Annotated in this window: 10 protein-coding genes; 5 read left to right on the forward strand and 5 right to left on the reverse strand. The window is 56.4% G+C overall.

What is annotated here, in order from left to right; genetic code table 11:
* Positions 1-19 precede the first annotated feature (19 nt).
* A complete protein-coding gene (locus tag METMA_RS23710; RefSeq protein WP_020157300.1) occupies positions 20-628 on the forward strand; it encodes a calcium-binding protein in 609 nt (202 codons plus the stop codon).
* 134 nt (positions 629-762) lie between these two features.
* Here the strand turns inward: METMA_RS23710 and METMA_RS0101560 are convergent, their stop codons facing one another.
* Together METMA_RS0101560 and METMA_RS0101570 are read right to left on the reverse strand one after the other, a co-directional pair.
* Positions 763-1,185, reverse strand: a complete 423-nt coding sequence (locus METMA_RS0101560; protein ID WP_036254275.1) for a UPF0158 family protein — start codon at positions 1,183-1,185, stop codon at positions 763-765.
* 424 nt (positions 1,186-1,609) lie between these two features.
* Positions 1,610-2,806 carry a bestrophin family protein gene (locus METMA_RS0101570; protein ID WP_198014446.1) on the reverse strand — a complete coding sequence of 399 codons (1,197 nt, stop codon included), beginning with the start codon at positions 2,804-2,806 and terminating at the stop codon, positions 1,610-1,612.
* Between the two features lie 308 nt (positions 2,807-3,114).
* Between METMA_RS0101570 and METMA_RS0101580 the strand changes: the two genes are divergently transcribed.
* The 3 genes from METMA_RS0101580 (at position 3,115) to METMA_RS26160 (ending at position 8,060) form a co-directional block, all read left to right on the forward strand.
* Complete coding sequence (locus METMA_RS0101580) at positions 3,115-3,801, forward strand: hypothetical protein (protein WP_020157305.1); 687 nt, start codon at positions 3,115-3,117, stop codon at positions 3,799-3,801.
* A gap of 102 nt (positions 3,802-3,903) precedes the next feature.
* Positions 3,904-7,794, forward strand: coding sequence for an RHS repeat-associated core domain-containing protein (locus tag METMA_RS0101585; protein ID WP_456297452.1), 3,891 nt, complete (start codon positions 3,904-3,906; stop codon positions 7,792-7,794).
* A gap of 8 nt (positions 7,795-7,802) precedes the next feature.
* Positions 7,803-8,060 carry a hypothetical protein gene (locus tag METMA_RS26160; RefSeq protein WP_084254068.1) on the forward strand — a complete coding sequence of 86 codons (258 nt, stop codon included), beginning with the start codon at positions 7,803-7,805 and terminating at the stop codon, positions 8,058-8,060.
* Between the two features lie 216 nt (positions 8,061-8,276).
* Here the strand turns inward: METMA_RS26160 and METMA_RS0101600 are convergent, their stop codons facing one another.
* Entirely contained in the window at positions 8,277-9,455 is a 1,179-nt protein-coding gene (locus METMA_RS0101600) for an LBF_2804 family protein (RefSeq protein WP_020157308.1), read from the reverse strand.
* Positions 9,456-11,060: 1,605 nt separating this feature from the next.
* On the opposite strand from METMA_RS0101600, the gene METMA_RS0101620 reads away from it, so the two are divergent.
* Positions 11,061-11,840 carry a M48 family metalloprotease gene (locus METMA_RS0101620; protein ID WP_027146948.1) on the forward strand — a complete coding sequence of 260 codons (780 nt, stop codon included), beginning with the start codon at positions 11,061-11,063 and terminating at the stop codon, positions 11,838-11,840.
* A gap of 268 nt (positions 11,841-12,108) precedes the next feature.
* Here METMA_RS0101620 and METMA_RS0101625 read toward each other — a convergent pair whose 3' ends face one another.
* Together METMA_RS0101625 and METMA_RS0101630 are read right to left on the reverse strand one after the other, a co-directional pair.
* A complete protein-coding gene (locus tag METMA_RS0101625; protein WP_020157313.1) occupies positions 12,109-15,846 on the reverse strand; it encodes an AAA family ATPase in 3,738 nt (1,245 codons plus the stop codon).
* Positions 15,846-17,087, reverse strand: a complete 1,242-nt coding sequence (locus tag METMA_RS0101630; protein ID WP_020157314.1) for an exonuclease SbcCD subunit D C-terminal domain-containing protein — start codon at positions 17,085-17,087, stop codon at positions 15,846-15,848. Before METMA_RS0101630 ends, METMA_RS0101625 begins: the two co-directional genes overlap by 1 nt.
* Between the last annotated feature and the right edge of the window lie 24 nt (positions 17,088-17,111).

Raw genomic sequence — 17,111 nt, forward strand, 5'->3', positions numbered from 1 at the left:
TCCATTTTTGAGGTATTGAATGAAAACTAAAATAATGACCGGCTGCGCCTTGACTTTAATGCTGACAGCCCATTCCGCAACCTGGGCCGCCGACATCAGCTGCGCCGATCCCTCCTCCGCACCCGCTGGCAAAATTCCTATGTGCAACGGCATTCCGGCCACTTGCGTCGGCACGGGCGAGGACGATTACATTATGGGAACGGATGGCGACGACGTCATCTACGCCGGCAATGGTAATGACGAAGTCTACGCAGGCGAAGGCGATGATGTCATCTGTGGCGGTAACGGCGATGATATGCTCGACGGCGGTAACGGCGATAACACGTTATTGGGCGGCAATGGCGACGACTATCTTTCAGGCAGCAAGAGAGCCGGCGACATCGATCATCTGATTGGCGGCAATGGCGATGACACGCTGCACGCACATCCGGGCGACGATATGCTGTCCGGCGGCCGTGGCGATGATTTCCTGGGCGCGGGCCCAGGAGATGACACGGTATCGGGCGGCCAGGGCAATGACTTTCTGGGCGGCGGCCCCGGCTCCGACATTCTGGACGGCGGCACCGGCACCGATACCTGCATGACTGGCCCGGCCAGGGATGCAGACACTGTGACTAACTGCGAATAATTCCGCAAAATGAGCCCTCGGTGCAAGCCGAGGGCTATCTCTTTCTATATTTATAGCGCGTATTACCGCGCCGCATTTTGAAAGCTGGGACGACTGAAGTCGCGCCCCACATGATTGAGTCCATCTACCCGCCACTATTCAGAAAATTCAACATCATTTTCTTCGCACCATTCCCGTATGGCGGCTGTTTTTGAGTCCTCTTCAAACCGGTACCAATCATCCAGAAGCCCCTTGCGCTCGGCCCAGTCCTTAAACCTTGCGTAGGCGCCGCGCTTTCTGAACATATCATGTACCTTGTCGCTTTCGGACGGACAGTATTCGGCGACGAATACCTTGACCAACCTCACGCCAAGGTCCAGTTCATGCTTGTGCGGCAATGGGAGATATTGGGCTGAATCATCAACATCATCGGGACAATTCGCCATCTCTTCGTCATAGTAGGGAGAACGGATAAATATTTCCCCACTGTCCAGCGACAAAAACGCCTCGCTATCGAGTCCCGGATCAGCACTGATGAATTCAATGCTATCTATGATTTCAGACAGTTTTACAGCCATGGCTAATCTCCATTTGTTTTGCATCGGAAAATGGGCTGATTATCTATCATTTCCACGCTCCGCGCGAATAATGAAAGCCCCGGCTTTTGAATGGCAAAAAACTTACATGACTGATGTTACGCAGCCAGTTGAAGTTAGATCGATTTAATAAAGTGTCGCTAGCGCGACGGTTGTTTGAATCGGGTTTATCGCACCCGAAGGCGAGTTACTTTCTTTTGCGCGGCCAAAAGAAAGTAACCAAAGAAAAGGCCGCCCGTTGCCGCTTTTTCCTTGCGCTCCTCGCTTTCGCCAAGGGTTGCCAAAAGGGACTCCTATCCCTTTGGCAACGCGCTTCATCCCTGAAGCGCCCCTTCGGGCTGTTCTCGGCGAAAGCTCCGGTGCTCGGCGCGGCAAACGGGATAAAATCGTCAATGCGTAACATCAGTTACATGACATAAAATCCATTAGGCGCAATCGCCTTGGGAATGTTTTTTTCAAGCAGTAGCTGCCTGATGTTTATTTCGATAGTTCGTGCGATGGTCGTAATCGCTATGTCAGTCGGGCGGTTGGAAAATGGATCCTGCAAGTGTCTTGCCGACTTTTCAATCAGAAAAAAAGTTGAGGCAATAATCATAAGCAAAGGTATTTCATAAACACCAATACTCTCTACCAGAGCAATAGAGAGCGAAATTAAAAAAATATAAATGAAAAAGTGTAAAAATTTTCTGTAGGTAACCGGAAATACCGTATTCGCAATTCTTTCCGCTTTCCCCATTGAATCTCCAAGCCGGCCGATAGTGCCTTCCACCTGTATTTGCTGAAAATCGTTTAACACATCGAGCTGATGCAATGTTCTCAAATCAATCCTATGACGCATCAGCAGATAAAGCGGTTTATTGCTCTGCGCTTTAAGCGCGCTCAATTCATGAGCGGCAACCAGGCCGTCCAGGTTCGCCATGGGGTCTTGTTGTCTTAATGACTGGCCCAGGCTGTAACACCAGCCTATCTGCCGATACGCCATTTGTCTCACAAGCGAATCGATATCCTGCTCTTTCAGTTTCTCGGCGGCTATGAAACCTAGCAATTGCAACACCAGCATACGTGAGTCATTGACGATCGAGCCCCAGATTTTGCGCGCCTCCCACCAGCGGTCATACGATTGGTTGAGCTTGAAGGCCAGCAACAAGGCAATACTCGTGCCTAACACCGTGACAAGAGATATCGGGATGACAGGCAAATGCTCGACGAAAAAAATTTTTATTGTGTGAAATATTCCGGATATAACCAGCACCACTAACAGATCATATTTGACCTTGTTAAACAAATAACTTAATGGAATCTTCGTATCTAGCAACATATCATCGCTCTGGTTGAAAAGGTTGGCGGCGCGGTTGGAAAACCCTGTACAGCCTGCATGATGGACGCTGCAGGCTGCTGTTTCACTGTAAAGTAAAATCATCCGCTTTACCAACGTGGACTTCCAGGCCGGGAGGAAATTCCCCGACTCGGTATGTATGAAGACGCTTCCGTACCCGGCCGCGCACTGAGGATCATCCAAGCGTCGTTGCTTTCCGGAGCATCTGCCAAACCACGCACGATTCCCGCCCCTCCAATTTCGCATGGCAACCTTCCCAGGCCACAAATGAGGCCGCTCGGGTAAATCGCGGCCTTTTACAGAAGCGCTACAGCTGACTGCGGAGCCGTTGACAGCACCTCACGATGACGGCCGATTTTCAGGGTTTCGCGCTCGTGAAACAGCTGTGGGAAAACTACCTTACCATCAGTCTGTATCCGTACGGCGAGTGCAATTACCCTTTTTAAATTGCCAAATTTGAGCTAGACTAAAAAGCGCTATCGACCCGAACCTTATGGACAACACGTGATGGACAACACCTCTCGGACGCCCCTAAACGCCCCGCTCAATAAGCCATTAGCCCCGACCGCTCCCGCATGCTGACGATTCATCCCCATCAGCTCAGCCTGCTCGACCAGCACCAGGAACAGCGATTCCGCGCCACCCTGTGCCGGCATATCCAGCAGACCTATCCGGCCTATGCCCGGCTGTCGCCGGTCACGCTGACGCGCCTGATCGGCTTCGGCCTGGCGCGGGCGCGCTGTTACGGCTTCACCTGGCAAGCCAGCCTGGGCTCGTTCGTCTACCTGATGGCGGCCGTCGCGCCGGACTTTGACCGGCACCCGGCCATCCATGCGCTGCTGGTCAATACCGCCCTGCCGGTCGAAGGCCGTCTCGCGGCCCTGACCGAGCGGCTGCCCCCGGGCGTTTGGACGGAAGCTGGCCGCGCAGCTGGCACGATAGGCTGGTTTCTCAGCCAGGACAGCTTCGGGCTGGACCGCCCCGCCCGCATCGCCCTGGCCCTGGCCAACGCCTTGCCGGACAGCGCCGCGCTTTTGGAGGAGGAGGCGCCGCTGCCGCGCGCGCTCAAACGCGCCGAAACCCGGGGTTTTCTGAGCGAAGATTCACAATTCGTGTTCGCCGCCTGCGGACTGCACTACGGCGAGCAGTTCGAGCACCAAGCCCCTTGGGCCAAGGGACTGTTGACACCGGCCTTGACAGTGGAAGCCCAGACCGCCTTGCTGAGGGTGCGGCTGGCGCTGGATGCCGGCATCTGGTTATAGGAGATTGCAATGCAGGAAGAAGCGTTTGGTTATCCCACAAAATTCAGAAAACAGCTTGCCAGGAATCTCCTGGAGCGCGCCAAGGAAGGCGTCGATGGCGCCATGGATCTGGGCAAGGCCGGCTATCACCTGGCGACCGATCCGGCCTACCGGGAGCAAGCCTTTGAAACCGCCCAGGAGATCGCCCAACAGGCCGGCAACCGCATCGGCCACGCCATCGATGATCCCACCGGCACCCTCAACGAGATCAAAGACGGTGCCGCCTCCGCCTGGGATAGTTACAAAACGGCGAGAGCCCAGGCCGCCGCGGAAGGCCGCCTGGCCGAGTTTGACGCGAAAACGGCCTCGTACGTGCTAACGGGCGCGGTTCCGGCCAGCCAGATCGGCAAGCTGGGCAAGGCGGGCGACTTGTTACCCGACCTGAACAAGCGGGACAAGGTCGAGGATCTGGCCAGCGCCGAACAACGCGCGGCCCAGGCCGTTCAAGCCGGCGCCGCCTTGCCCAACCAGGCGCCCGGCAGCATCGTACGCTGCCCGCTGGAGCCGCCGGACAGCCCGGCCGCGCCAAAAACGTCTGCCAAGACCGGCCGCTCCGCCACCGGCCAACCCACCCTGAAGGCCGCCGACACCTGCACCAGCGGCTGTCCGATCAGCATGGCCACCGGCGAGGAACTGCTGGCACTGACCGATTTCACCTGGGACGGGCCGCTGAGCCTGCCCTGGACGCGCTTCTACCGCAGCGGCCAGTCTGCCGCCGACCTGCAGCTGGGCCACGGCTGGCTGACGCCGCTGGACGAGTGGCTGGACGTCTCGGACACGGCCGTCGCCTTCCACGACCGCGAAGGCCGCACCATCGAACTGCCGCTGCCCGACCCCGGCTCCGACAGCCTGAACCTGCCGGAGCAGCTGCGCCTATACCGNGAAGCCGGCCATTTTCGCCTGGTCAGCGCCGGCCAGCCGGATCGCCTCTTCCGGGGCGAGCACGGCCGCTGCCGCCTGCAGCGCTGGCAGAACGCCGCCGGCCAGTCCATCGAGCCGGTCTACGACCCGCACGGCCAGGTCCAGGCCCTGAAGGCCAGCTGGGGCAAGACCCTGCTCATCCAGCGCGACGGCCGGCACATCGTCGCCATCGGCCCGGCCACCTTGGGCGAGCAGGGTTGGGAATTGGCCGCCACGCCGTTCGTGCGCTACCAGTATGACGAACACGGCGATCTGGTGGCCGCGCTGAATCAACTGGACCAGGGCGAGACCTACGCCTACCGCCAGCATATGATCACCCGCCGCACGCTCGCCACCGGCTTCAACTTCCGTTTCGAGTGGGACGACTACCGCCCCACCGGCCGCTGCCTGCGCAACTACGGCGACCGCGGCCTCTACGACTACCGCTTCGAATGGACCGACAGCGGTCTCAGCCGCGCCATCGACTCGCGCGGCGGCGTCAGCGAATACCAGCACGACGCTAATGCCCTGCTGATGTGGCAGACCAGCCCCGAAGGCCGTAGCACGCATTATGCCTACAACGCACACAACCTGTTAAGCCGCGTCACCGATGCCGCCGGCCACCGCACCGACTACGCCTACGACGACGAGGGCCGGCTGCTGTCCGTGACCGACCCGCTCGGGCACACGACGCAGCTGGCCTACAGCGACACAGGCCTTCTGACCGGCCTGACCGATCCTTTGGGCCAGACCTGGAGCCGCGACTACGACGACCGGGGCCGCCTGATCCAAACCCGGGACCCGCAAGGCGGCGTCACGCGCATCGCCTACAACGACCAGGGCCTGCCGGCGCGGATCATCAACGCCNTGGGCCAGACCCGCACCCTGCTCTGGGACGAGCAGGCGCGGCTGGCGGGCGAGATCGGCTTCGACGGCGGCCGCCGGCAGTTCCGCTACGACAGCGACGACCGGCTCATCGCCGCCAAGCACCACCCGCATAGCAGCCAGTACCGGTACGACGCCGCCGGCCGCGTCACTGCCCTCCAGGGCCCCGACGGCGCCGTGGTCCAGCTGGCCTACAATGAAGCCGGCCTGCTGACCCGCTACACCGACGCCGCCGGGCGCACGACCGAATACCGCTATGGCGACGGCCTGGCGCAGATCACCGAACGCCGCGACCCCGCCGGCCAGGTATTGCGCTACCACTACGACAGCGAGCGCAACCTGATCGGCCTGACTAACGCCCAAGGCGAACGCTACCAGCTCAACTACGACCAGGACGAGAACCTGATCGAAGAGATCGGCTTCGACGGCCGCGTTCAGCGCTATCATTACGATGCGACAGGCAACCTGGACCTGTACGCCCAGCGCGGCGACCAGGACTGGCAGGTCAGCCGCTTTGAGCGCGATCCGCTCGGGCGCCTGCTGAAAAAGACCGGCTGGGACAACGCGGCCTGCGAGTTCAGCTACGATCCGCTCGGCCGCCTGCAACAGGCCCAGAACCGGCACGCGCAGCTGCAGTTCCAGTACAATCCCCTCGGCCAGGTCATCAGCGAAAGCCAGGACGACGCCGCGGTCGCGCACGAATACGACGCCCTGGGCCGGCGCACCGCCACGGTCACGCCCACCGGCCAGCGCCTCGATTATGCTTACAACGCCCAAGGCCGCCTGCAGACCGTCCGCCTGGACGGCGAAATCCTCAGCCGCCACCAGTTCGACGAGCAGGGCCTGGAAACCGCCCGCCAGCAAGGCGACCTGGTCAGCCGCTATGCCTACGATCCCATGGGCCGGCTGACCCAGCACCAAGCCGGCCTGCGGGGCAAAGCCGCCCTGCTCGGCCGCCGCTACGGCTACGATGCCACCGGCAAGCTCAACGCCGTCGACGACCTACGCCAGGGCGCCAGCCGCTATCTGTACGATCCCGCCGACCGGCTGCTCCAGGTCGAAGGCCTGACACCGGAACGCTTCGTGCACGACCCGGCCGGCAACCTGATCGGCATGAACGAGGACGGCGGCGGCCGGGTCAAAGGCGACCGCCTGGTGCTGCTGGGCGACCGGCACTTCCGCTACGATGCCGCCGGCAACCTGACCGAAGAGCGGCGCGGCAAGGCCGGCCGACTCACTACCCGCTACGCCTACGACAGCGACAACCGCCTGATCCGGGCCGAAACGCCCGACGGCGTCAGCCAGTACCGCTACGACCCGCTGGGCCGACGTATCGCCAAGGTCACGCCCGAGGGCGAGACGCGCTTCGCCTATGACGGTGCGCGACTGTTGCAGGAAACCCGGGCGGAGCGGTGCCGGACCTATCTGTTCGAGCCCGGCGGCTTCCGGCCCTTGGCCTGCATCGACCAGGCCGGCGGCGCGGCCTCACAGGTCTATTACTACCACCTGGATCATCTGGGCACACCGCGCGAGCTGACCGATGCCGCCGGCAAAATCGTCTGGTCGGCCCGCTACCGGGCTTATGGTTCGCTGGCACTGGCCGATGTGGCCGACATCGATAATCCGCTGCGGTTTCAGGGGCAGTATTTTGATGCCGAGACGGGGCTGCATTACAATCTGCACCGGTATTACGATCCCCAGGCGGGGCGATTCATCCACCAGGATCCGATAGGGCTGGCCGGCGGCGTGAATCTGTTCCAGTATGCGGTTAATCCGGTCAATTGGGTTGATCCGTTGGGGTTGACGGGGAAAGATTGTTCGGGTACTACAAATAGTACATTAGATTGGAAAGCTGTTGTTCCAGATAAAGGCAAGTACAAGGGACAAAGTCGCGAAGATCATGTTCGACTCCACAATATTGATCATCCTGGTAAGCCTCAGCACGGTGTCTTTTATGGCGATGGGGTTGACTTGACTAACCAAGCTTGGTCTCAAGCTCAGAAATTAGGGGTAAAACCCGATGCTCAAGGCAATCTATTTGTTCCAATGAACAAACTTACTGGTAGAGCTGGCGGTCAGACTGCTGATACAGGTGAATTGTTTTATGGAGTCCATATAAAGCTTGTACCTGACACAAATAAAATTATAACTTCGTATCCAGGAAACTAGAGGTTGCAATGGAAAAATTCTATTGGTATGACGTATGTGTAAATTGCCACCAAGGGAGATTAATAATTACGGAAGATGTAACTAATAAAAGGTTATATTTACATTGTGAAGAATGTGAATATGGATGGCTCGATCCTTCTCGTGCTGGTAACGTAGGCGATGGCTTTTTGACCTTGCTAGAAGAGTTTGAAACGCAAAATCCTAGTATGGAGGTAATTAGAAAATACGGGTGGGAGTCGTTTGCCCGGCATGAATTTTCTGAATAAGCATGGCCGTATGATGGATGACTTGTAAGGTGGATTTGCCTTGGCAAGCCACCAACAAATGAAGTCTTAAAGCCATGATGTTCCGCGATATTACCGGACCTGCCTGAAATGGCGGTTTGCTGCGCGAAACCGTCCTACTTGCTCATCTCGTTTTCTACATTCCTGACCGCGCCGAGTATATCTGACATAGGGAACTGAAGTGCATCAAAAGCGGCATTAGCCAGCATTAAAATCCAGTTCGCATAAGTCTTTGGCCGCATGTAACTGCCCGTTCAGCAGCATATTTTTTAATTTTTCCGCGCGTTGCATGTATTCTTCGGTCAGTTCTTTGAATGCCTCTGGCAAATGGTGTCGTTCCAAACGTGATAAATGTCCGTCGAAAGCGGCAGATACACACAGTAAATCAAGCAAAAAATAGCGTTCGCGCTCGGAGATTTCATCCAGGAGTGATAAAAAATCTTTCCAGTTATCGTATTCTTTAGTCTCATCGATTTCGAAGGTCAGGCAGAGCCTATGCAACAACACCAACATATTCGGATGGTAATGTTGCGCCAGGACCATCATGACCGCAACCGCCCTGATCGAGCCTTCGCGGGCTTTAGGGCTCAGTTGAGCGATCACTTCGTCGGTGATGATGTTCACCGCAATATGTTCGGCCAGTTTGTTGCCGAATAGGCGCAGTCGCGCTTCCCTAGCCACTTTATACAAAGTAAAGGCATCCCATAAACCGGTTATCGGAATGGCAACCCAGTTGAAGGTCATGCGTATGTCGCCTTTACCAAAAAAGCGCACCAGTAAAAATTTCACCCCCAGACTACTGAGTATGACTTTGGCTTTATATAAAATCGTGACCAGAAATATTTTGGATTTGGATAAATGTTTTAGCGGATCAATCCCCAAATAATGAATGATCGGATCCGGCACTTCCAGCGCGGCACGTGCCAGTATATTGGGCACGGCATCATCACCCGGCAGGCAAAAGTCTTTGGTGGCCTGGTTATGTCCGGTTAGACAGGCGAGGCTGTAGACAATTTTGAGACCCAGCCAAAACAGCACAGTCATTTCGATAACCAGCATCAAGATTAACGCCGAGCCATAGAGCAGATAATAGGCCGTGGTGCTCATCGAGGCTTGATAAGTCCATTCTATCCAGATTGTCACGAATGTGGTCAGAGCGCCTATGGCAAAGGCGATCACGGCCGCGAAAGCCGTGATATTGGACGATAATGCCTGTAGCGTTGCATCGGGCTGTAAGTCATCGATGCTGACATTATGCAACTCGGCCGTACCGGCTTTTTTGGCCAAAAACTGGTAGTAACGAACTCCGACAGTTTCCAGGAAACCCGCCTGCTCTTTTCTTTGATAGATCGATTGTTTGGTCGCTGCTTCGGTCATAGCTTAATTACTAAGTTTAATTGAGCATCTGGCGTCATTTACCGGATGACGCCTCATTTATCCGCCCTGGGTTCTGGATTGCATGCGGCAACACCATTCCCAGTAAATCGTGGCATTCACTCAGGCTAATAGGTCTCCGGCGCCATAGCATTTCCTGAACGTCTTGCAATTGCCGAAAAGATCAGGCAGCTTATTCGCAAATCACCAGCCGCTTGTCGTTGGCATCGGAATAAGCGTCCTTGCTGGTTATCAGCCGCAGGATAATTCCGCAATAAGGGCAACCGAATGGTTCGTCACCCATCCAATCTTCAATTTCAATATCTTCTCCACAATCAGGGCATTTCATATTAAACCTCGCAACACCTCAAGCAAGTTCGGTAGGTTGGATAAGCGATAACGTAAAATATTCCATCTCCCCAGAAAATACTGGCTAATCACGATTTAAAGCGCCGTTATAAGCGTTTGTCACGGCGTAACCCCGCTCCCACGAATTCTGTTAACGGCATTCATGGTACATTTATCGCTTCGATGTGCAGGGTTACGGCTATCGCCTAACCCAACCTGCACACTAAATTTGAAATCGTACAAATTTAGATAATGCAAATTTCTTGCAGGCAATGACTATAGCGTTTATAAAAGTCATACAACTGATGAATCAGATGGGCGCAGTAATTAAACCATGGATATATTTTATTATGTCAAAACCAGAAAATAATGATGGCGAAACATCAAAACACATCAAAACGATACTGATTGTTATCGTTTGTGTGATTACATGGATAATACTTCAATCTATTCTTGGAATCCCACTGAAGATGTGAATACGGTTGCCAAAAAATAGCCATGATCACCTAAAACCTCCTCTCCAATAAATTCGGAGTTAACCGTTTTTCCTCATCGGAAAAACTCGACTTCACCAGACTATCCCCGGCCTGAACCAAAACTACTTCGTTATGGATTGCGGCCAGGTTCATTAAAATTTTGGCCATAGACCGGACGAAAGAATGCCAGCCGGTTCCGCACCGCCCATAGCACTAAACTGATCATGAGCGTCGCCGACATCATAACCTTGATGCTGGGCGATTCATCCTGATCGACAGCTGAGTCATCACCGACCTGGGGCGCTCAGGATAGTACCTGGTTCGGATGGAGCGGCTGTACCGGGACAACACGCTGGTAATCTACCTTATCATCTACGCCGAGCGCTTAGTCGGCTTCGAGCGCCTTGAGGGAGTGGAGCCCTGTTCAGGCATCAGGGCTTCGCCGCGCCCGCTTCCCGAGCCTGGAGCTGATCCTGCCCGAAACAGCCGGCGAGCTGAACTGTCCTGTTCATGAATCAGGAAAGCATTGCGCGATTGCTCTGATTGGCAAGACAGGGTCGTCAATCCATTTTTCCCATGATAAAATGCGTTAGGTTGCTTAGCGCTCTATTTCATAAAGGGGCTCCAGGCAACCTCATTTAGCTTCTCTCGAAGCATTATCGGCGTGATGCTCATCAAGTCAATGAGTTTACCCATTTTTTGAATAATCAAAGTTAAAGTCTGAAAGCAATATTAACTGCTTGAAATCAGAACCGATCAATGGAATAAATAAGGAAAATCAATAATGAATCGTGTCATTGGAATAGTTGGAATATGCTCGTTATTAGCGGCCTGCGGAGGACAGGGATTACCCGGAGTTCAAGTAGGCAGTATCGGAGGCATTGATGTCGACGGTGCCATAGGTGCCGCGTCCGAACTCGGAAAAGCCGCTACTTTGACAGACGAAGAAGTGAAAGAATCTTCGCGACAAATGCGGTTATTTGAAGAACAATCCCAGGAAACAGTCGCTCCCGCATCGAGCAAATATGCGAAGCGGCTGGCGAGGTTGACCGATAAGTACCGCAACTATGATGGTTTGGATATCAACTTCAAGGCTTATGTCAGCGACAGCGTTAATGCCAATGCGACGGCGGACGGCTCTGTACGTGTCTACACGGCATTGATGGATCTAATGAATGACGAAGAGTTGCTGTTTGTTATTGGCCATGAAATAGGCCATATCAAAAACGGCCATGCCGCAAAGGAAATGCGTACCGCCTTGGCCTTAAGCGGAGCCCGCAAAGGCGCGGCCGCAAGCGGAACAATGGCTGGCAATCTTGTTTCCTCGGAATTAGGCGGGCTATTGGAATCCGTCTTGAACGCCCAGTACTCCCAGAGTCAGGAAACGGAATCGGACGATTACGGATTGCAGTTCATGCGTAAAACAGGCGGCAATCTGAAAGCGGCGGAGAGCGCGCTACGTAAACTGGCGCAATTGAGCGGAGGTGAGCATTCAATGCTGTCTTCCCACCCTGAACCCGACCAGCGCGCCGACCGTATGGGACAGCTCGCCAAACAGGAGTAAACCCGATAGATGCTATAGTCAGTTCAGACAGCCTGGATGTAAAGAGGTGAGTTTCACTCGCCTTCCCCGTGGTAAGCAGTCAAAATGTCCCGCTTCTTCCGGGCAGTCCGAACCGCTTCAGACCGATCTGGTTTGACGGCAATCAATGGGGGTCAGTTTCGCTTGGTGCTCGACATCAATGCAACCTGACCCTCATGATTCAAGCCTTACAGAACCTATATCCCACTCCTGCACAACAGCGTATTTAATGCCAATTTAACGGCGCGCCTTAACCATTCCCCTCAACAAAAACACGGCTCCGCCCCCCTCCCTGCTTTTCAACCATGACTCTGGCGCCGATCCTTTCGACCAGTATCGGCACATGCGAGATAACGCCGACTTTACGACCCAGGGCTTGCAGGGTGTCCAGGCTGGCAATGGCGATGTCGAGGGTTTCCGGGTCCAGGCTGCCGAAGCCTTCGTCAATGAACAGTGATTCAACCTGGGTTTTGTTTGAGGACAATGAGGCCAGGCCCAACGCCAGCGCCAGCGAGACCAGAAAGCTTTCGCCGCCGGACAGGCTGTGCACGCTGCGCACGTCGTCGGCCATGTCGCGGTCGATGATCTGCAGTTCCAGTTCGCTGCCCGGCACGCGTTGCAACCGGTACCGCCGGGCAAAATCTTCAAGATGGCGGTTACTGTGGGCCAGCAGGGCTTCCAGAGTCAGGCTCTGGGCAAAGCCGCGAAATTTGGCGCCGTTCTTCGAGCCGATCAGATCGTTCAGGCTTTCCCATTGTTGCCAGCGCTCCTGCTGCTGTTCAAGCTCCGCTTTCAGATGGCTGCCGGCAATGATTTTCTTGTCGTCTTCGCGTAGCAGTATCAATTTTTCTTCTTTCTGTGAATTCAGATTCTGCCGCTGCTGCCGCAATTCCTGAGCGATCTGCAGGGCGAGTTCCTCGGTTTCCAGGGGCGCATGGGTTTCATGCCGGCGCCGGTCGTCCGCTTTGACTTTCAGCAATGCGGCCGCTTCGTGCAGCGCGTGTTCCAGCTTTAGCCGGTCTGCTTTCTGCTCACTCAGCCAGGTTTCGTCCTTTTCCAGCAACGGCTTCAAGCCATCCAGGTCGATGCCCTGCGTTGCCAGCGCCTGATTCAGCATATTCCCCGCCTTTTCCAGATTGCCAGAGCGCCGATCGGTCTCGTCCCGCCAGTGCCGCTGGTTTTGTTGCTGCGTCGCCAGATCGGTTTCAGCCTGGGCGGCATTATCGCTGGCCTGCTGATGCGCGGCCTTGGCAGCCTGTACCTTGCGGTGCAGTGCCTGTTCGTAGATGTCTGCGGTCTCACCCTCGGCATGCGGCAGCAAGGCATTGCGTTCTTCTGACAGCTTCTGTTTTCCCTCGATCTGCTGTGTGATGTCGGTCTGCTTGGCTTGGAAAAGTTTTCTGCATTGTTCCAGGGTCTGGGCCGAGAGTTTTTCCTCGTGCTTGATATCGGCAAGATCTCGGGTGGTCGCCTCTACCTCCTGCGCTGCCTGTTGCCATTGGCCTACCTGTGACGCCAGGTTTTGTCTGAACTGCTCCGCATCGCGTGCCAGATCGGACTGCCAGTCATCAATTTGGCCAAACGGCGCCTGCAGCAGCCCGCTCTGCGCGTCCCATTGTATTTCCAGTTCCTGAAGCTGGTCGTAAAAATGCTTCAGGTTGGCTTTATTTTCGGCCAGACGGCTGTCGAGTGCAGCCTGTTGACCGACCAGAGTTTCCTGTTTCTGCTTGGCGGCATCGAACAGGTCCTGAGCCGTTTTTATCTGCTTTTGCAGTTCTATGGCCTGCTTCTCCTGCTGTTTGATCCGCTCCCATTCGACCATCAATTGTTCGGCCTGCTGCTCCAGCCACGGTAGAAGCCCCGCATCGGTAACGGCCAGATCGGTTTTGTCGGGCAAGGTCAACATGTTCCACTCATTGCGGCAATCAGCCAGTTTTGCCTGGGTCTGAGTGATTTGCTGCTCCAGCGCCGTCTGTTGTTCCTGTTTCTGGGCTATCAGGTTGTTAAGCCCCGCGACCGATTTGATCAGGGCCACTTTTTCGCTTTCCAGTTCCTTGACCCGGGCCTGCTGAGCGCCATCCAGCGGGGAGCCCACGGTACTATGGCTACGCCAGGGATGTTTGAGGGCGCCGCAAACGGGACAGGGTTGGTCCGGCTGCAGCAGATCGCGGAATTCCTGCGCGTTTTTATGCGTGGCGGCCTGGATCAAGGCCAGGGCTTTTTTGGCTTCTTCGAGCGCGGTGCTGTTGACGGCCTGTTGGCGGATTGCCGTTTCCAATTGTCCGGCCGCATCGGTCAGCGCCTGCCCGATAGTGGCCAGTCTGTCGCCGTCCTGCGTCATGGCCTGTTGCAGCCCTCTCGCTTCCTCAGCCAGCTTCAGTGCTGCACTGGCTTGCGCACGCTTGGTTTCCAGCTCGTCTTTAGTCCGGTTCAAGTCCTCAAGCGAGTACTGTCCGGCCTGCTGTTTCAGCGGATCGAGCCTTGCCTGTTGCCGTTCCTGCTCCTGCAGGCTTTCCATGATGGCTTTTTTGATCCCGGCCAGCTGCTGCTCATCGCCGTCAACCGAATCCTTGCAGGTATTGAGCCTGTTCTCGCAGTCGATCTTGCGTGCTGCCAGCACTTGGTAGCGTTCCAGTTCTCCTTGCCAACGGCTCCATTCAACCGCGATGGTTTTGAACGCCTGATTTTCGTCCAGCCAGACGTTGAGCTGCTGCAATCGATCCGTTTTTTCAGCCTGCTGTGCCAGCAGGCGCTGATGATGCGTTTGCGCATCCTCCAGCTGTTCCTGGAGGCGGATTTGTTCGGCAGTCAAGGCGTTGATATTGACTTGCATGATCTCGATGCGGGTATCCAGATCGCGGACCTTGTTCAATAGCGGTTGGGCATCATGCCGGTTTTTCTCGGCGGCCTGCAGGGCATCGGCGGCAACCGTTGCCTGTTGTTTGGCCGCCTTTAGCCTGAATTCGGCGGTTTCTTGCAATTCGCCGCCGGCTTGCAGTTTCTGTTGCGCATCCCGGACTTCTGTCAGCGCTGCTTCATACTGCGCTAGCAGGGTTTTAAGCGGTTGCGCGGCTTCGACTTTTTCTATCAGCAGGCGATCGGCTTCGGCGTCGTCCCAGGCTTTCCGTCTGTGTTCGAAGGCCTCGCCGGCCGCCTGCTCGGCCGCTTTCAGGTTGTTCAGCGCCGTGTACCAGTCGAGGGTTTGCTGATTGGCGTTGATCGCTTTTTCCAGATCGTCCAGCAACGCGACGCACTGATCGCGTTCCTGTTCCAACGCTTTTCGATCGGGCTCTGCCAGCGGCAGCTGATTCTGCAACTGCTCTTCGATGCGTCTGAGCGCCTCTTTTTCCTGCTTGGCGCGCTCGAAGGCCGCGATCGACAGTTCGGAATAAATATCGGTGCCGGTGATGCGCTCGAGCAGATTGGAGCGTTCGTCTTTCTTGGCTTTCAGGAACGCGGCAAAATCGCCCTGCGCCAGCAGCACCGAACGCCGGAACTGGTCGAAATTGAGGTCGATTTTTTCACTGATCGCTTCCAGCGTGCTCTTTTTGCCCTGCCCTATGCGCAGGCCGCTGGCGGTATGAGTCAGCGTGATGTCCTGGGGCTGAAGCCGGCCGGTCGCCTTGCCGCGCGCCTTGCTGACTTCCCAACGCGCCCGATAGGCCTGCTTGTCCTTGCCGATAAAATCGACCTCGGCAAACCCCGAGGCCGTGCCGCGCCGCAATATCGAGCGCACGTCGTTGCTGGTCACGCGCAGGTTTTCATCCTCGTCCCTGTGCCCGACCGCAAACCCGTGTCCTTCGGGCAGACGCGGTATTTTGTCGTACAGCGCCAGACACAGGGCGTCCAGTATCGTGCTCTTGCCAGCGCCGGTGTGACCGGTGATGGCGAACAGGCCGACCTGCGCGAGCGGGCCATCGTCCAGTGAAATCTCAAACTCGCCGGCCAGGCTGGCCAGGTTTTTGCCGCGAATCGCCAGAATGCGCATCAGTCGCCTCCCTGCACGCTTTCGACCAGTTCATTGAATAGGGCTGTCAGGCTGTCCGGTGCACTCTGGTCGTAGCGGTTCTGGTAGCAGCGCTGGAAAACGTCCATGGGTTGCAGTTCTTCCAATCGCTGTTCGATATTCGCATCGGCCAGGCTTTGTTGGCTGCCGCCATAGGCCGTCGATATTTTCAGCAGGCGCAGCGGCAGTCCGGCGATGGCTTCCTCGATCTGCTGGCGCAGGCCCGGTTCCGGCTTGTCGAGCCGGATTCTGAGTTCCACGAACGGGGTTTGCTCAATCGGCAGTTCGTGGTCGAGATCCAGACGCTCCAGTTGCGCGATGACGTCGGCTAATACCGCGAAGTTCTTGCCGTCAGGGATTCTGATCATCTCGACGCCGCGCGGAATTTGAACGGCGACCGTTTCCACCTGCCCCGCCTCGATATCAATCTGCCGCACTTGATGCCGATAGTCGGCTTCATCGAAGGACAGCGGTATCGGTGAGCCGCTGTAGCGGATATGCTCGTGCGGCCCGACTTTTTGCGCCAGATGCAGATGGCCCAGGGCGACATAGGCGACGTTGCCGGAGAATATATCGACCGGCAGCGCGTGCTGGTTGCCGCCCAGGATTTTGCGCTCGCTCAGTTCCGACACGCGGCCGTCTACCATGTAGCAATGACCGGTCAGGACCAGACTCGCGCCGTTGCCGGACTTTTTCTGGAGCTGTTCAGATAACTGTCCATACAGGTCTTTAACGCCGGCGATCAAGGGATCGCCGGCCTCGCCATTGCCGGGCAGATCGGCATGGCGCAGAAACGGCATGGCGCCGCACCAGGCCTTGATGGCTCCTTTGGCATCGGTCAGCGGCACGATCAACCGATCCCAGTCGATTGTTCCGTCGGGTTTGCGCACCAGTCCGCCGACGACATGCACGCCCAGCGCTTTCAGTATCGGCGAAGGCGCATCGAGCCGGCTTGCCGAGTCGTGATTGCCGCCGATCAGCACGATATCCAGTTGAGGCTGCCGTGTTCTGGCGTTGACCAGGAATTCATAAAGTTGCGCCTGCGCGAGCGCCGAGGGGTTGGCGGTATCGAAAATGTCGCCGGCGACGATCAATGCGTCAACCTGTCTGTCTTGCATGGCCTGCAGCAACCAGGCCAGGAACTGCCGGTGTTCGGAGTGTCGCGATACGCCGTGCAGGTGATGGCCGAGATGCCAGTCGGCTGTATGGAAGAGTCTTAACATGTGGTATGTCCCTAATGTTGCCAG

Origin of the sequence: Methylobacter marinus A45 (assembly GCF_000383855.1) — a bacterium.
GTDB lineage: Bacteria > Pseudomonadota > Gammaproteobacteria > Methylococcales > Methylomonadaceae > Methylobacter > Methylobacter marinus.

Excerpts from the sequence above, each read along its gene's own strand:
- METMA_RS23710 (WP_020157300.1), top strand. The coding sequence starts at position 20 with ATGAAAACTAAAATAATGACCGGCTGCGCCTTGACTTTAATGCTGACA.
- METMA_RS0101560 (WP_036254275.1), bottom strand. The coding sequence starts at position 1,185 with ATGGCTGTAAAACTGTCTGAAATCATAGATAGCATTGAATTCATCAGT.
- METMA_RS0101580 (WP_020157305.1), top strand. The coding sequence starts at position 3,115 with ATGCTGACGATTCATCCCCATCAGCTCAGCCTGCTCGACCAGCACCAG.
- METMA_RS26160 (WP_084254068.1), top strand. The coding sequence starts at position 7,803 with ATGGAAAAATTCTATTGGTATGACGTATGTGTAAATTGCCACCAAGGG.
- METMA_RS0101600 (WP_020157308.1), bottom strand. The coding sequence starts at position 9,455 with ATGACCGAAGCAGCGACCAAACAATCGATCTATCAAAGAAAAGAGCAG.
- METMA_RS0101620 (WP_027146948.1), top strand. The coding sequence starts at position 11,061 with ATGAATCGTGTCATTGGAATAGTTGGAATATGCTCGTTATTAGCGGCC.
- METMA_RS0101625 (WP_020157313.1), bottom strand. The coding sequence starts at position 15,846 with ATGCGCATTCTGGCGATTCGCGGCAAAAACCTGGCCAGCCTGGCCGGC.
- METMA_RS0101630 (WP_020157314.1), bottom strand. The coding sequence starts at position 17,087 with ATGTTAAGACTCTTCCATACAGCCGACTGGCATCTCGGCCATCACCTG.